This window comes from Streptomyces sp. NPDC057963 (assembly GCF_042887155.1).
In the GTDB taxonomy this organism is placed as follows: Bacteria; Actinomycetota; Actinomycetes; order Streptomycetales; family Streptomycetaceae; genus Streptomyces.
The window spans coordinates 551146-566530 of record NZ_JBHVPX010000005.1; the positions used below are offsets into that span (position 1 = coordinate 551146).

Genomic DNA, 15385 nt, shown 5'->3' on the forward strand with positions numbered 1-15385 from the left:
CGTGGCTGAAGGGCCTCCACCGCATGGCGTGCCGCGCGACAGGGCTGGTCGACCACGCCGTAGTCCGCGACGGCGTTTCTCGCTGAAAACCACGCTCCAGGCATTCCGGCTCGCCCGGCAGGAACCGGGCCTACGGTTGCGGGTCAGCGCCGGGTTTCGACCGGCTTCCCCTGGAACTCAGTGCATATCAGGCGGATTTGAGCACGGAGTGGCAGAGGCCGTCAAGGTACGGCCATGAGACGGAGAGGTTCGGCCTGCCCCGCGTCTGGCGGGAGTTGTGAGCCTCGGGTAGCGTCCTGGGCTGCCACGTGGGGGAATCCGGTGAGAATCCGGGGCTGACGCGCAGCGGTATGGCACGACGGAGTCGTGCCAAGCCCGAATGCCCATGCGGCGGTGCATTACAGGAAGCCGGTCCACGCGTTCGGGCGGCGGCCCTGCCTGCTGCCTCCGCACGGTGAGGACACGGGTCCGGTCGGCGCCCCTCACTCTCAGGAGCAGGCCATGTCCCGCCTTACGTCCTTCCGCCCCCTGGCGTTCACCGCGTCCGCCACCATCGGCGCGTTCTGCCTGACTGTGCTGCCCGCGGCCGCCACCGCATCGCCCGCGCAGATCACGACATCGAAGACCAACGGTGTCGCGTACCTCAAGTCCCTGCAGGCCGCCGATGGTTCGTACGCCGGCTCCGGGCTGTCGAACGAGTGGGCGTTCAGCGCACTCGCCGCCGCGGGCACGGCCGCGGTGGACGTCACACCGGGCGGGGATACAACGAAGAACGCGAGAACCGTCTACCGCAGCCTCCTGTCCACGGCCGGCTGGCCGTCCGCGACGCCGGTGGTCACCGACTACGAGCGTGCCGCGCTCAACGCCTACGCCGCCGGCATCGATCCGGCCCGTGTCTCGGCTTCCCGCAATCTGGTCGCCGACATCTACAGCCACTGGCAGAACGCCGAGCCCGGCTACTTCGGCCCGTCCGCCAATTTCAACGGCACCGTCTTCGCCGCGCTGGCCCTCGGCGGGGCCAAGACGCAGGCAGGGGCGCAGCGCATACCGCAGGCCCTGCGGGACTCCCTGGTCACCCGCATCCGGGCCAACCAGCACAACGACGGCGGCTGGAACTTCAGCAAGGCCGAGGGCGACCCGGGGCAGCTCGGCGCCACGAGCGACATCGACATGACCGGTGCCGCGATGGCCGCGCTGTGCGTCTCCGGCGTCCCGAGCACCGACTCGGGAATCACCCGGGCCAAGGCGTTCCTCAAGGGCAAGTTGGTGACCGGCACCGGTGCGTTCAATGCCATGTTCGGTGTCAACACCGACTCCAACGGCTGGGCCGTGTCCGGGCTGAACGCCTGCGGCATCAACCCGCAGACCGGGGACTTCCTCACTTCCGCCGGCAAGACCCCCGTCGACTTCCTCATAGCCCAGCAATTCAACCCGGGCGGCGGCTTCAAGTACCTGCCGAGCGACACCACGCCCTCCGCCTACGCATCCGTCGACGGGCTGCGCGCCGTCGCGGGTGGCGGCTTCACCGCCACTCCCCCGCTACCGGTCACCAGCGGCGCACCCCAGTGGGTGGCCCAGACCACCTTCACCGCCGGCACGGCCGCACGGCTGGCTCTCACCGTGGACGACGGTGCCGGAAACGTGAAGGTGTGCTCCGTCTCCGTCACCCCGACCGGGACCACGACCACGCTGGGATCCGTACTCGACGCCGCCACGAGCGCCGCCACCCCGTCCGGCTGCGTGACCGCGGTGATGCCGCCGTCCGGAACAGGCGGCATCACGGCGCTCAACGGCAAGGCCAACAGCGGCTCCAACACCTGGAAGGTCAGCACCGACGGCTCCGCGTTCACCAGTGCCACCCGGGGCACGGCCGTCAACGCGGGTGACACCATCGCACTGCGCTGGGGGGCCTGACCCGCGTCCGGCGCCGGGCTCCCCTCGCGCTGCGGACCGGTCCCCGCCGAACGACCGGTCCGCACCAGGGCACCGCCCGGCGCCGGGAGCACGCGCGCCGCACCCCCGCTCCCGCCGCGACCGGCATCGTGGCCGAACGCCGTCCGGCCGGACAACTGGCCGGACACACTCACGCACGCGGTCGGCGGCCCGAGGCAGTGAGGTCTGTCCTCGGACCCTCAGAGCAGATCGAGCCGGCGCAGGTCGGTGACGTACTTGCGAATGAGGGCTGCCGACAGATGGGGGATGTCCTTGCCGGGGCCGGCCTCCGCGGCTTGCACGGCGGCGTGGAACCGCTCGGCGGGAAACGCCGAACCAGGGACACCTTCCTCGGGTTGCGCGAAGGCGTGCAGCAGGGGCAGCAGTGAGTGCCGGCGCTGCTTCTCCGGCAGGGCGCGGGCCGCGGCCGTGATGCGGGCGAGCCATGCGCCGTAGTCGTCGATCCGCCGGATCGGGTGGCCGGCCTCGGTGAGCCAGTCGACGAAGGTGTCCAGCGAGATGCCGTCGTCGTGCGGGTTCAGCACGTTGAAGGTCCGGTGGCCCTCGGTGGCCTGCGCGCCCAGCGAGGTGATGGCCCCGGCGGTGAAGTCGACCGGCAGTCCGTCGTAGTGCGCGCGTGCGCCGGTCCGATAGAACGAGCCCGGCGCGATGCCGGTGGCGACCAGGCTGAGCAGCAGACGGGTGAACACGTCGGGCACATTCAACTGCCCCTGGTACCTGCTGTGCGCGAGGATCATGTCCGACCGGAAGGTGGCGACCGGCAGACCGCACAGGTCGTGTGCCTCCCGGAGGAGAACCTCGCCGGCCCACTTGCTGGTCGCGTACCCATGGGCGTAGCTCTGATCGATGTACCGCACCGGGCTGGTGGCGCGGATGTCGGCGTCCTCGTCGAGAGCCGCAGCCGCGCCTCCGACCTGCACGGCGACGGTGGACACATAGGTGACGGGCTTCATCCGCGTGGTGAGCGCCAGCCGGATCAGTTCGGCCGTGCCGACGACGTTGGGTCCGAACAACTGGCTGTAGGGCAGCACGTGGTTGACCAGGGCGGCCGGGTGGACGATCAGGTCCACGGTGTCGGCCAGCCTGTGCCACGTGTCCTCGTCCAGGCCCAGGTGCGGCTCGCCGATGTCGCCCGGGAGCACTTCCAGGGTCCCTTCGGCCAGTTCCCGGTACCGAAGGAGCAGTTCGGCGTCGCCGCTGTCGAAGGCGTCCTCAAGCCGTTTCGCCGCTACGGCTGCGTCGCTTCCGCGTACGACGCAGATCAGCCTGCCGCCCGAGGGTGCCAGCCGCTCCAGCCATTCCAGGCACAGGAACCGGCCGAGGTAGCCGTTGGCCCCGGTCAGCAGGACGGCCCGCACGGCACCGTCGGGGCGGGGCAGCGTCGCGGCGGCGGCGAGCGTCGGCGCGTCGACGAACTTCTCCAGGGTGAGGTCACTGGCGCGGACCTCGGAGCTGTTCTCGCCGTGTACGGAGGCGAACGTGGGCCGCTTCGCCCCGGACGCGCGTTCCGCCTCGATGTACCTCGCCACCTGTGCCAGGTCGTTGGCCGGGCTGATGACCACCCCGACCGGAACATCGATGCGGAAGATCTCCTTCATGAGGTGGGAGAAGGACAGCGCGGAGAGCGAATCCCCACCCAGGTCGGTGAAGTGCGCCTCGGCGCTCAGGTCGGTGTCCGGGCAGCCCAGCAATGCCTGGGCGGCCCGGCCGACCGTTTCCAGGACCGGCTGGTCCGGCCCGGCCTGCCGCAGCTCGCGCAACCGCTCGACCTGCCCGTCGGCGAGTTCCGTGTACCTCTGTTCAAGCGCTTCGCCGTAGCGTTCCTTGAGCCTGGGACGGAGCAGTTTGTGGCTCTCGGAGAGCAGGCCGTTCTCGGGGCTGAAAGGTTCCGCCTCGATCAGGAAGTCACGCGGGATCTCGTACGAGTTGAGCTCGGCTTCCTTGGCGATCTGCTGGAGCGACTCGCTGAGCAGCGGCTTGAGCGACTCGACGTCCTCGCCGCATCTGGCCAGCACGTCCGGGGCCGGCACCACCACCGCGAGCAGATGGGCACGCTCGCTGTTGCCGTGCACGAAGATCTGCCGGACGAGGGGGCTGCCGACGAAGACGGTCTCCAGGCGGGAGACGGCCACGAACTCGCCCTGGGACAGTTTCAGGGTGTCCTTGGTGCGGTCGACGTAGACCAACCGGTCGGGTCCGACCTCGGCCATGATGTCGCCGGTCCGGTAGTAACCGTCCTCGTCGAAGATCTCGGCGGTGACCTCGGGCCGCTTGTAGTACCCGGGAATGATGGTGTCCGTCTTGAGCAGCAGTTCCCCGCGCGGATACGGCAAGTCGGTCCGGAAATAGCCCAGTTCCGGGGCGTCGGCCAGCTTGTAGTCGATCACCGGCGGGCGCTGCACCACCGTGTCGAGCAGCACCCCGCCGGCTTCGGTGGACCCGTAGCCGGTGTACAGGTGGAGATTCAGGCAGGACTCGACGAAGGCCGCCACCTCGGCGGAGAGCGGCGCGGTCCCGCAGAAGGCCTTGGCGACGCGCCCGCCCAGAAAGTTCTCCCGCAGGTCCGTCTTGACCGCCGTCTCGACGTCGCCCGGCTCTCCGGCCCGGCGGTCCAGTTCGCTCTGGTACCGCTGGAAGAGCATGTCGCACAGGCGCGGAACCATGGTCAGCTCGGTGGGGCGGATCAGCGTGATGTCGTCGAGCAGCGTGGACAGGTCGCTCTTGGCGGTGAAGTAGCCGACACCGCCCCGGACGAGCGAGCCCATCAGCGAGTAGCGGCCGGCGAGGTGGCTCTGCGGCATGTAGAGGATGCCGGTCGGGGGCCCCTCCGCCGCCCCGTAGCTGAATCCGTACCACGCGGTGCCGACCAGCCGCTGGGTGTACATGGCCCCCTTGGGGGTCCCGGTGCTGCCGGACGTGTAGATGAGCAGGGACAACGGGTCCTCGCCCGCTTCGGCGGTGAACAGAGGAGCGGGCGGCAGGTCGGTCCCGCGTTCGATCACCTCGGCCAGCGGGCCGACGACCACCGGACTGCCTGCTTCGGCCAGGCGCCGCCGGGCGGACTCGAACGCCTCGCGCTGCGCCGCGACCTCGGGCCGGTAGTCGAACACGATCACGCGCTGGATCGACGGTCCCTCGACCACGGCTTCGACAGCGGTGTCCAGGCGTTCGATGCTCGCGGCGAGGACACGCGGCTCCGTCTCCGCGATGATCGGCATCAGTTGGGACAGCGGCGCGCTGGATTGCAGAGGCACGGACACGACGCCCGAGTGGATGCACGCGAGGTCGAGAGTCGCGTAGTCGGTGCTGGTGAAGCCCAGGATGCAGATCCGATCGCCCGCGCTCAGCGGATACTGCGGGTCGTGGTACCACGTGCCGGCGACCGCGCGGATGCGTGCCCACAACTCGCGGTAGCTGATGGTGTCGAACCTCGGGAGCAGACGCGCCGTCGACGGTTCCTTGGCGCGTTCGCCGAGCGCCGGCCGGTCCCCGTAGCCCTCCATGACGGCCGCCATGACCTCGGCAAGTCCCTTGTCCGGATCATTCACCGCCGCGGTGATCGACTCCAGTGGTTCGGCCATGACCAGCCCTCCGGTAGCGTCCCAGTGATCTCGGCGATGCCGATGATGTCGGCGATGTCTGCGCTTCGTGCAGGTGGTCGTCACCGAGCACTTGATTGCGTCTTTCGGCCAAGCGTGGAGTCCGCATGTCCCTGCTCACGGCGATGTGATGGGGACGCGCCCGGCGATGTGGACGGCCCCAGGAGACAGACGTGGGCCGTCGCGGACGGTACGCCCCCGGCGGTGACCGTGCGCGCGGACCTCTCAATCGCCGAGGCGCAGGGGTAGGGGGTGGGTGACGTCGTGGTGGATCCAGGGCAGGGTGCGCGGCCAACGCCGTCCTCGGGCGAGGATTCGGGCCGGCGAGGACCTCACCAGCTGACCGGCAGCGCGTCCACCCCGCGGATGAGGCGGTCGGTCCGCCAGGACATCTGGTCGGCCGGTACGGCCAGGCGCAGACCGGGCAGGCGGCGAATCAGGGACTCGAGCACGATTCGCAACTCCAGCCTGGCCAGTTGCGCACCGAGGCAGTGGTGCACGCCGTGCCCGAAGGTGACGTGCGGAATGTACCCGCGGTGGAAGTCGATCTCCTCGGGGTGGTCGAACACCTCGGGATCCCGGTTGGCCATGCCCAATTCGGCGACCACCGCGTCACCGGCGCGAACGGTCTGCCCGCCCAGTTCCACATCTTCGGTGGCGATACGGGTGAAGCCGGCGGAGGCGCTGATCGGGATGATCCGGGAGAGTTCCTCGACCGCATCGGGTACCAGACCGGGGTCGGCGACGAGTTCCTGCCAGAGATCGGGATTGGTCAGCAGCGTGTAGACGAAGTTGCCGAGCTGGTTGGCGGTGGCCTCCTGGCCGGCGGACAGCAGGCTGACCCCGAGGCTGACCAGTTCCTCCTCGCCGAGCCGGTCCTCCTCGTCCTGTACGGCGACCAGTTCGCCGAGCAGGTCGTCGGTGGGTGCGGTGCGGCGAAGTGCGACCAGACCGGCGAGGTAGTCGTTGAGGTGTCCGCGGGCCTGCGCGGCCTGGTCCGGATCGGACAGCATCAGCAAGCCGTCCACCCAGACGTTGAACCGGTCGCGGTCGGCAACGGGCACACCGAGCAGTTCGCAGATCACCGTGATGGGCAGCGGCCAGGTCAGCGCCTTGGTCAGGTCGGCGGACGGTCCTGCGGCAATCATGGTGTCGAGCAGGCCGTCCACCATCTGCTGAACGCGCGGGCGCAGCGCTTCAACCCGGCGCAGGGTGAACGAGTTGGCGACCCGGCGCCGCAGTCGGCTGTGCTCCGGCGGATCCATGCTCAGCATGGAGGTGCTGGGCAGTCCGACAGCGACCGTGCGGGGCACGTCCTCGCCCACGGCGGCGGCACGGCTGAACCGGGGATCGGCCAGCACGGTCTTGACGTCCGCGTGCCGTGTGACCAGCCAGGCGTCGCCACCGTAGGGCAGGCTCACGCGCAGCACCGGCTGTTCGCCGCAGATCTCGGCCAGCCTCGGGTCCACGTTGAGCCGGTCGACCGGGCCAAACGGATAGGCCCGGACCCCTTCCCCTGTCGCGGTCATCGTGTCAGTCCTTCCAGTCCTGGCAGCGGATACCCATGAACGCTCGGTTACTGGTCCCACAAAGGTTCGTGATCTGCACTGTTCGCGGATGTGTTGTCGCCGACAACGGTCCTGCCGGGCCCGGTGTCGCTGTCGTCGGCGTCTGTGCGGACGCTGCCCGGGACATGTGTGACCCACTCCGCCCGGTGAATGACCGACGAGGCGGACACGTGCCGAATCTGGTCGAGGGTCGACGGAAGGCGTCGGTGTGGCGTCCACGCGAGCGGGCGCCCGCCATGCCGCAGGTCACAGGGATGCGCTCCGCCCGCCGTCGATGACGAGAGTGCTGCCCGTGATCCACGCGGCGCGTGGGGAGACCAGAAAACCGACCGCCTCGGCGATGTCCTGTGACTGGCCGAGGCGCCCGAGTGGAATTTCGTCGGCCCATTCTTCCGAATCGCTGCCGAGATAATCAACGATCTTCTCGCGCGCCTCGTCCGCCCCCGGTGTCATCACATTCCCGAGAGAGACAGCGACGACGCGGATACCCTGCGGCGCCAACTCGGCCGCGAGTCCCTTGCTGTATGTCTCGAGTGCGGCCTTGGCGGCGGCATAGTGCAGAATCATCGGGTAGGACGAAATCGTGGCAATGGACGAGACGTGCACAACAACTCCGCCGCCACTCGCGCGCATGGACGGCACAAGTACGGAATTGACCCGGACGGCGGCGAGGAAGTTGATGTCCACTGTGTACTGCCAGTCGTTCTCGATGTCCAGCGCACTCTGAAAAGCTCGGCATCCACCCGCATTGTTGACGACAATGTCCACTCCGCCGAGATTGTCCAGCGCGGCATCAGCGAACTTGCGCACACCGTCAGGCGTACTGAGGTCCGCTCTCACGAACTTGGCCGCGGACGGAGTGTGCTCGGTCGAGCTACGGGCAGAAGTGACAACGGTAGCGCCGGCGTCGAGCAAGTTCTGCACAATCGCGGCGCCAATACCGCGACTGCCGCCGGTGACCACGGCCCGCTTGCCTTCCAGCTCGTTGGGGATCTTTGCAGTAAAGCGATTCTGACTCACCCTGGATTCCACCCCCTTTGCTGTCTCAACAACCCTGCCCACAACACAGATCGGTCATGGAAATACATTCTCCAGTTGTGATTCAAAACGAGAGTTTCATCCCAGCCGATCACAGTGCAGCGGAATCGCTGGAACCACTATCAATGATCTCATTGATACGGTCAAGATGATTATTCCGATGTACTGGATCGCATCGTGCGATCCAACGTTCCGACGACACTTGTACGCCATCATTGCCAACTGGACGTTGCGATCAGCACGGCTGATAATCGTGCGATATCGATGTGCGGTCGCAGCAGTTTCCGCACAGCCTGGAAGCGCTTTGTCAGGCTGTGGAAACAGGCGTACGCGAAACGTCCGTGCAAGGAGTGCCGACAACTCGGGAGGAACAATGGCGAGCCTGGACGAGCCGTTCATCGTGGGCGATCTCATGGTGCCCAACCGGATCGTGATGGCCCCGATGACCAGGATGAAATCCCCCGGCGGCGTGCCGGGCCAGGACGTGGCGGAGTACTACGCCCGCCGGGCGGCCAACCAGGTCGGGCTGATCATCACCGAGGGCACCTACGTCAACCGCGCGGCTGCCGGCGCGTACGACGGCGTGCCCCACTTCTACGGCGAGCGGTCCCTCGCCGGCTGGGCCCACGTGGTGCGGCGGGTGCACGAGGCCGGCGGCAAGATCATTCCACAGCTGTGGCACACCGGGGTCGCGCGCACCGGGACCGAGCCGCCCGCCGAAGGCCCGTCCGGGCTCGGGCTGGACGGCACCCCGACCGGGAGAGCCATGACCCAGCAGGACATCGACGACACGGTGGCCGCCTTCGCGGAGGCCGCCGTGGCCGCCGAGCAACTCGGGTTCGACGGCATCGAGTTGCACGGCGCGCACGGCTACCTGATCGACGACTTCCTGTGGAGCGGCACCAACCGGCGTACCGACCGCTACGGCGGCGCCCCGGCCTCCCGCGCCCGATTCGGCGCCGAGATCGTGCAGGCCGTCCGCGCGGTCGTCGGTCCGGGATTCCCGGTCTTCTTCCGGCTCTCCCAGTGGAAGGTCAACAGGTACGAGGCCCGCATCGCGGAGACCCCGGACGAACTCGCGCAGATGCTGACGCCGCTGGCCGACGCCGGTGTCGACGCGTTCCATGCCTCCACCCGCCGCTACTGGCTGCCCGAATTCGACGGCAGCGAGCTCAATCTGGCCGGCTGGGTGCGCAAGCTCAGCGGCAGGGCCACGGTGACGGTCGGCTCAGTCGGCCTGGACCAGCAGTACGGCGTCGGCGACTTCGCCCAGGGCTTCACCCAACGGGCCGGCCTGACCGGCATCGACGAGCTGGTGGCCCGCCTGGAGCGCAACGAGTTCGACCTCGTCGCAGTGGGCAGGACGCTGCTGGCCAACCCGGACTGGGCGGCAAAGGCGTTGCGCGGCGATCTGGCCCAGACCGTCCCCTACGACCCGGCCGTGCTCAAGACCCTTGCCTGACAGCTGCCTCGACGGCTGCCCCTGCCCCTCAGTACGCGGGCAGGGACGGCCGTCGTTGCGGATCCGGAGCGGCGGCTGACAGGACGGGAGAAGCGCGGATACAGCCGGAGGGCCTGCGAAGGGGGGCTGGGAGCCGGTTGCTGACGGGTTGGGAAGACCTGCCCCAGCGAGAACAGGCTGCGGGAGTCCAACCGGGATATCCGATCCTCAGGTCTGGGTCACCGGCCCCGGCAAGGAACCCTGGAGGTCTACGTCGTTTATCACGAATACTCAGGACACGGCTCGGAACTACTGAAAGCGCGACAGCCGGGGGTGGCCGATGCCCACACTGGATTGCATGGATGCAGAAGACACTCCCGTGCCCCGCCGTGAGATCTCCGACGCAAGGAACAAAGAGAGCCTCCCAGGCACCCTGGTGCGCTCCGAGGGCGAGGCTGCGGGCAAGGATGACTTGGTCAACAGCGTCTACGATGCGCTCGGCACCACCTTCGACTTCTTCCTCACCGCGTACGGCAGGAACTCCCTCGACGGCGAGGGCGGCCCACTTCGGGCAACCGTTCACTACGGCGAGAAGTTCGCGAACGTGTTCTGGGAGGACGGGCGGCTGGTTCTCGGCGACGGCGACGGCGAGATCATCCAGCTGCGCCCACGCGACCTGCTCGACGTCGTCGCGGCCGGGGTGATCAGGCAGATCCCGAACCCGCAGCTCATGTACTTCGGTCAGTCGGGGGCGCTCTCCGAGTCCATCTGTGACGTCTTCGCCTCCCTCGTCAAGCAGTACTCGCTCGGCCAGAGCGCCGACCGGGCCGACTGGCTCCTCGGCGCCGGGATGCTCGCCCCGGGCCTCAAGGCCAAGGCCCTGCGCTCGCTGGCCTCACCCGGTACGGCCTACGATGCCCCCCGGCTGGGCAAAGACCCCCAGCCGGCCCACATGGGCGGCTACTTCGAGACCCAGCAGGACAACGGCGGGGTGCACGTCAACTCGGGTATCCCCAACCGCGCTTTCCACCTCACCGCCACCGCCATCGACGGCAACGCCTGGGAGAAGGCCGGCCGGATCTGGTACGACGCCGCGACCGGCGGCAAGCTCTCCGCCGATGCCACCTTCGCCGACTTCGCCAAACTGACCGCGATCATCGCCGAAGACCTCTACGGCACCGGGAAGGAACTGGACGCCGTCAACAACGCCTGGAAGTCCGTCGGCGTGCGCTGACCCCTTCCTCACCAACAGATCGTCTGGCAGGGCCCACCGATGGCCTCGCCCCCAGGGGGGCGAGGCCATCACGCTGTCCAGCGAAGACAGCCGATCGAGGCGGGACTTCAACACGCTGAACTCGACAGGGAACGGGGAGTACAAAGGGGCACACCCTCTACTGCGGGCTGCCCCTGGAGCGCTTCACCGACCGCCGCAAGGTCGCCCGGACCTCCGCCGCCGGCCGCACCTGCGCCCGCCCGGGACGACGCGACATCCGCCCTCGGGCTGCGCCCCGCCGATTTCGACCACCTCCTGCGCGCGGGCCTGCTGACCCACTCGGAGACCACCGTCTCCACCTGGCACAAGGGCGTCGTCGTCCGGCTGTACCGGCAGGCCGACATCGACCGGGTGCTGCGTTCGCCCCGGATCGACTGGGCCGCCGTCCGCGCGATGCCGAAGGGACGCCAGCCCCCCGCTCGCCAAGCTCCCCAGTGCGGGATGGCCGCCTTCAGCCGGACGGGCGACCATCATCGACAGGTCGGCCGGGGGCATTCACCGCTGACTAGGACAGACATCCGCCCACGCCGCTTCGGATCCACCCCTGCCGGAGCGGCGTCCTGCGGCCGGACCGGCCGGCGCGGCGGCGCTGAGGGCCGCAGGCCGATCGGAGCCGGCCTGCGGGGAGCCGTACGCCGGGGCCCGGCCACACGGGGGCCGTCGCTGCGACGTCACCCTGTGAGGTGCGCGGATCGGGCACTGCTCGGGTCACGCAACAGAACTCACTTCACGGCTGATCAAAACTGCCGACCTGAGCACTTCCAGGAAAGCCTTGCCGCGGCTGCTCATGGTGAGATCGGGCATCATGGCCACACCGAGAGAAACAGAAGGAGCATCTCCGGAAATCTCGACTGCTCGAACCCTCCCTCCATCCAAAGTCATCACATTCGAAGCGCGTTGATACATCAAAGCGAACCCGGAACCAGCAGCCACAAGACCACGCATTGTCTCAAGACTCGTTGTCGTGACCACTTGAGGCATCGGGACGCCGGCGTCCGCAAAAATCGCCTCGAAATGGCGGAGGACGGTCGGGATGTTCAAGGTGACAAGCGGTCGAGCGGCCAACTCATCCAAACCGATGCGACCGGCCTCGCCCATCGGGTCACCATCAGCCAATAGGGCGTAGGGAGACAATTCGATGAGGGAGTGGAATCTGGAATCGCCTGACAGGAAGTCATAGGTCACAATTAATTCACATCGACCGTCTTGCAGAAAATCCAAAAGTCGATCAGCAGAGGCCTCATGAACGTTCAATTGCAGCGTCGCATACCGCTCTTTAGCCATCCGGTAGACCGAGGGCACCAGAAACGGGGCGATTGAAAGAAAGAATCCGACGTCGAGCTGACCAGCAGTATCGCTCGCCAGGGCATCGCCCTGAGCTTTGAGGTTTCTGGCCTGCCCCAACAACGCGCGCGCCTCTCGCAGCAAGTGCCGACCGCTGGGAGTAAGGGTGACTCCACGGGCATGATGACGAAGGAGGAGCTGCACACCAAGTTGCCGTTCCAGCCTCATGACGGCCGCGGAAACCGTTGACTGTGATGCGCACAGCTTCTCTGCCGCCTCTGATATGTTGCCAAGCTCAGCAGATACAACAAAGTATCGCAATTGCGTAAGACTGAAGCCCAGGCGATCGGTCACCGTGCACGTCCGGAGACCTTTTCCCAGGGTCTGAACATTCGCTTTCCGCGTTCATCGGCGTGGTCGTCGGAGGGAACCCGGAAGTCGGTGGCGGACCGTAGGCAGTCTGCCTGTCGGTACAGGACCGGGCGTGCCAGAACGTGGTCCTTGGCGTCGATCGGAGTACGACTCGGCTGGTACTGCCGGAAGAACGCGAGCCTCTTCGCGAGGGAATACGATTCCATGGTGGACCCCGATCCCTCTGTGACAGCAGGGCCACAAGGGTAATATCCGGCGGCCGACCCCCGTCCCGGGCATCACTCCTGATCCTGCCCTTCACGCTAATGGAACCTCATCACCTTAGGGTGGTCGCGTTTGGGGACGTGCCCCACCATTTGGACAATCTTCAGGTGGCCAAAGGGATTCGTCGATGAGGACGGGCGAGGCTCCGCAGGGTGGCCGGCACGGGGCGCCGAGGAGAACGTTTCCCACGCGCCGACACCGTTTGCAGGGCGGCCTCACCACTAGCGTTGTCATCACTCCGGGAACAAACCTCGTTGTTTCACCCGGAATCCGTTCAGGTTCCGGTTGGGTGGTCGGCCGGGCCGCCGTCGGTGTCATTCCGGCCAGCCTTGCTCCGGGCCGACGGCAGGCCGGGTGTCCTGTATCCGCCCGGCGCCCAGCTCAGAGTTCGAACGAGGGATTGGGAGTGGGCTGGACTGGGCTGTGTGGAACGATCCGGATCGTCTTCGAACGGAAAAACCGTGAGCCCCCAGAGGTCTCGACGACCGGCCGAACCCGCCGGGCGGTCGTCGCCCCGCGGGGCACACCGGGCACACCGGGCACACCTCGATATTCGGTTGCCTGTCGGACCACTGCTCCGGATCATGAACGTAATGAGCGACATACCCGATCGGTGGAGCAGGGCCGACGTCTACCCCGACATGTGGGTGGACCCCGACGAGGACCCGCGCAACAGTGACGGAGTCAGCCCTGACGGCGAGTTGGCGACGCTCCGGGACTTCCTGACGGGCTATCGACTGACGCTGCGGATGAAGTGCGAGGGGTTGGATCCGGAGCAACTCGCGCGCCGGTCGGTGCCGCCGTCGACGATGTCTTTGCTGGGGCTGGTCCGCCATCTTGCCGAGGTCGAGCGGGACTGGCGCAACTGGATCCTGCCGGGAGACCCTGCACCGAAGCTCTACGGAGCGGACGATGGCGACTTCGAGGGAGCCCTGGCGGAACAGGAGCTGGTCGAGAGCGCATTCGCCGATCTTGCCCGCGAACAGGCCGCAACCGACGCGGCGCTGGCCGAGCATACGGACCTGGGTGCGCGGATGGGGCATGACGGCGACTCTGTCCGGGAGTTGTGGGTTCACCGGATCGAGGAGTACGCCCGCCACTGCGGGCACGCAGATCTGCTGCGCGAATGCACCGACGGCCGGGTGGGTCAATAGCGCACTCGTCCCACTGGAAACAGCAGTGACGCAAGGATTGAGGCCGGGCCCGGGGGCCAGGCGACTTCTTGGTGGCGGCGGTGGTGACCGCCACCACCGGAATGATCAGTCCCGTTGCGCTTCGCGAGACACCGGTTGACCGCTCCTGCGGAGCTACACAGACCTGATCGCCCACGTCCTGTGGCGCCACGCGGCGTTCTGCACCACTACCTCACCCGCCGCGTCGCCCTGGACGCCCTCACCCGTATCGAGACCGCGCCGGTCCTGTGCACCTACAGGGCCGCCGCCACCCTGCGCGACTGACGACCTGCTGCGTGCTGCGTGCTGCGTGCTGCGTGCTGCGTGCTGCGTGCTGCGTGCTGCGTGCTGCGTGCGATGACGTCAGCCGAGTGGTGTTCGTTCCGCTGAATCCGGGGTGCGGCGGCTTCGGGGTTCGCCTCTGCGACCGCGAGATGAGCGCGAAGCCGCCCTCCGTCGCGGGGAGCCCTGTAGACAACCGTGTACGGCCACTGCGCGAAGGCGCCCGGCACACGGGATGTGCTCCGACGCTCCCGGCCGTCCTGGTACAGCACGTTCACGCCGTCGGGTCGGCGCCGATCAAGAGCGAGCGGCCGGCCGGTGCCCCCGCCCGTGGACGGGAGTACCGGCCGACCGCGCCGGTGGCCCGGCCCGGCGCTTTGCCGGTGCCCGGCGATCGGCTCAGAACACGAACGGTCCGGGCGTCTGGGCGGAGGTCGCGTTGCATGTCACGGTGATGCCCATGACCACGACCTTGAGGGACTTGCCCTCAAGGCTGTCCCCCGAGGCGACGGTCCCACTGAGCGGGCCCGTGGACACAGGACTGCCGGCGGGAATGGCAGGGTTGGAGCTGCCGGTGAACGTCACCGTGCCCGCGCCCTTATTAGTAAGCGTGAGTGTTGATTTGACCGAGTTCGCCCCGACCGCGATGGGGGCGGTGATGGCTGACGTCGAGAGATTGATGGTCGCGGACGTGCCGTTCTGGGTCGCGGTGAGGGTCGCGGCGCCCGAGCCGTACAGGCCGCAGTCGAAGGAAATGGTGGCGGTGGTGGGGGTGACCGCGTCAGCTGTGGGTGCCAGCGCGAGCGTGCCCGCGGCAAGGATGGAGCAGACACCGATTCGCCGTATGCCATGCCTCATGGTGGTTGCCCTTCGTGGGGGGATTGCCGGCGCGTGAGTTCACGACGTCACGCCGGAACGACGCACTTCCCTGACGGACCGTCAAGGAAAGCTGCAGCCCCATTGAGGCATGACGCCCTGGAGACAACAAGACACATCACCATGATTCTTGACATGCTACGGCCAATTTCAGGACAACGGCCACCATGCTCCCAGAGTCCGGTGACAGAGAGCATGCCTGCGATTCCCATGGGGAGGAGGGAGGGGCACCGGTGCGCGCGAAGCCACACCCACCGCTCTCG

Annotated in this window: 10 protein-coding genes and 2 riboswitches; of the genes, 5 read left to right on the forward strand and 5 right to left on the reverse strand. The window is 67.6% G+C overall.

Features of this window, described 5'->3' with window-relative positions:
• Nucleotides 1-79 precede the first annotated feature (79 nt).
• A riboswitch (cobalamin riboswitch) is annotated at nt 80-224 on the reverse strand.
• Nucleotides 225-311: 87 nt separating this feature from the next.
• Nucleotides 312-385: riboswitch (cobalamin riboswitch) on the forward strand.
• Nucleotides 386-501: 116 nt separating this feature from the next.
• Nucleotides 502-1914: a hypothetical protein gene (locus ACFVT1_RS15465; RefSeq protein WP_389795403.1), complete on the forward strand. Its 1413-nt coding sequence runs from the start codon at nt 502-504 to the stop codon at nt 1912-1914.
• A 218-nt stretch (nt 1915-2132) separates the two neighbouring features.
• Here ACFVT1_RS15465 and car read toward each other — a convergent pair whose 3' ends face one another.
• The 3 genes from car to ACFVT1_RS15480 all read right to left on the reverse strand — a co-directional run bounded on the left by car (nt 2133) and on the right by ACFVT1_RS15480 (nt 8140).
• Nucleotides 2133-5534 (reverse strand): carboxylic acid reductase, encoded by a 3402-nt coding sequence (gene car / locus ACFVT1_RS15470; RefSeq protein ID WP_389795405.1) that lies wholly within the window; start codon nt 5532-5534, stop codon nt 2133-2135.
• A 350-nt stretch (nt 5535-5884) separates the two neighbouring features.
• Nucleotides 5885-7081: a cytochrome P450 gene (locus tag ACFVT1_RS15475; RefSeq protein WP_389795407.1), complete on the reverse strand. Its 1197-nt coding sequence runs from the start codon at nt 7079-7081 to the stop codon at nt 5885-5887.
• Between the two features lie 285 nt (nt 7082-7366).
• Nucleotides 7367-8140 carry an SDR family oxidoreductase gene (locus ACFVT1_RS15480; protein ID WP_389795408.1) on the reverse strand — a complete coding sequence of 258 codons (774 nt, stop codon included), beginning with the start codon at nt 8138-8140 and terminating at the stop codon, nt 7367-7369.
• 391 nt (nt 8141-8531) lie between these two features.
• On the opposite strand from ACFVT1_RS15480, the gene ACFVT1_RS15485 reads away from it, so the two are divergent.
• Together ACFVT1_RS15485 and ACFVT1_RS15490 are read left to right on the forward strand one after the other, a co-directional pair.
• On the forward strand, nt 8532-9620 hold the full coding sequence (locus ACFVT1_RS15485; RefSeq protein WP_389795410.1) for an NADH:flavin oxidoreductase: 1089 nt from the start codon (nt 8532-8534) through the stop codon (nt 9618-9620).
• A gap of 337 nt (nt 9621-9957) precedes the next feature.
• Nucleotides 9958-10833 carry a M4 family metallopeptidase gene (locus ACFVT1_RS15490; protein ID WP_389795412.1) on the forward strand — a complete coding sequence of 292 codons (876 nt, stop codon included), beginning with the start codon at nt 9958-9960 and terminating at the stop codon, nt 10831-10833.
• 747 nt (nt 10834-11580) lie between these two features.
• On the opposite strand, the gene ACFVT1_RS15495 is transcribed toward ACFVT1_RS15490, so the two are convergent.
• Entirely contained in the window at nt 11581-12510 is a 930-nt protein-coding gene (locus ACFVT1_RS15495) for a LysR family transcriptional regulator (protein ID WP_389795413.1), read from the reverse strand.
• A gap of 875 nt (nt 12511-13385) precedes the next feature.
• Between ACFVT1_RS15495 and ACFVT1_RS15500 the strand changes: the two genes are divergently transcribed.
• Together ACFVT1_RS15500 and ACFVT1_RS15505 are read left to right on the forward strand one after the other, a co-directional pair.
• Complete coding sequence (locus tag ACFVT1_RS15500) at nt 13386-13946, forward strand: DinB family protein (RefSeq protein WP_389795415.1); 561 nt, start codon at nt 13386-13388, stop codon at nt 13944-13946.
• Between the two features lie 180 nt (nt 13947-14126).
• Complete coding sequence (locus tag ACFVT1_RS15505; RefSeq protein ID WP_389795417.1) at nt 14127-14249, forward strand: hypothetical protein; 123 nt, start codon at nt 14127-14129, stop codon at nt 14247-14249.
• A 396-nt stretch (nt 14250-14645) separates the two neighbouring features.
• On the opposite strand, the gene ACFVT1_RS15510 is transcribed toward ACFVT1_RS15505, so the two are convergent.
• Nucleotides 14646-15104 carry a hypothetical protein gene (locus ACFVT1_RS15510; protein ID WP_389795419.1) on the reverse strand — a complete coding sequence of 153 codons (459 nt, stop codon included), beginning with the start codon at nt 15102-15104 and terminating at the stop codon, nt 14646-14648.
• Nucleotides 15105-15385 lie beyond the last annotated feature (281 nt).

Coding starts and splice junctions, on each gene's coding strand:
- ACFVT1_RS15465 (WP_389795403.1), top strand. CDS start 502: ATGTCCCGCCTTACGTCCTTCCGCCCCCTGGCGTTCACCGCGTCCGCC.
- car (WP_389795405.1), bottom strand. CDS start 5,534: ATGGCCGAACCACTGGAGTCGATCACCGCGGCGGTGAATGATCCGGAC.
- ACFVT1_RS15475 (WP_389795407.1), bottom strand. CDS start 7,081: ATGACCGCGACAGGGGAAGGGGTCCGGGCCTATCCGTTTGGCCCGGTC.
- ACFVT1_RS15485 (WP_389795410.1), top strand. CDS start 8,532: ATGGCGAGCCTGGACGAGCCGTTCATCGTGGGCGATCTCATGGTGCCC.
- ACFVT1_RS15490 (WP_389795412.1), top strand. CDS start 9,958: ATGGATGCAGAAGACACTCCCGTGCCCCGCCGTGAGATCTCCGACGCA.
- ACFVT1_RS15500 (WP_389795415.1), top strand. CDS start 13,386: ATGAGCGACATACCCGATCGGTGGAGCAGGGCCGACGTCTACCCCGAC.
- ACFVT1_RS15510 (WP_389795419.1), bottom strand. CDS start 15,104: ATGAGGCATGGCATACGGCGAATCGGTGTCTGCTCCATCCTTGCCGCG.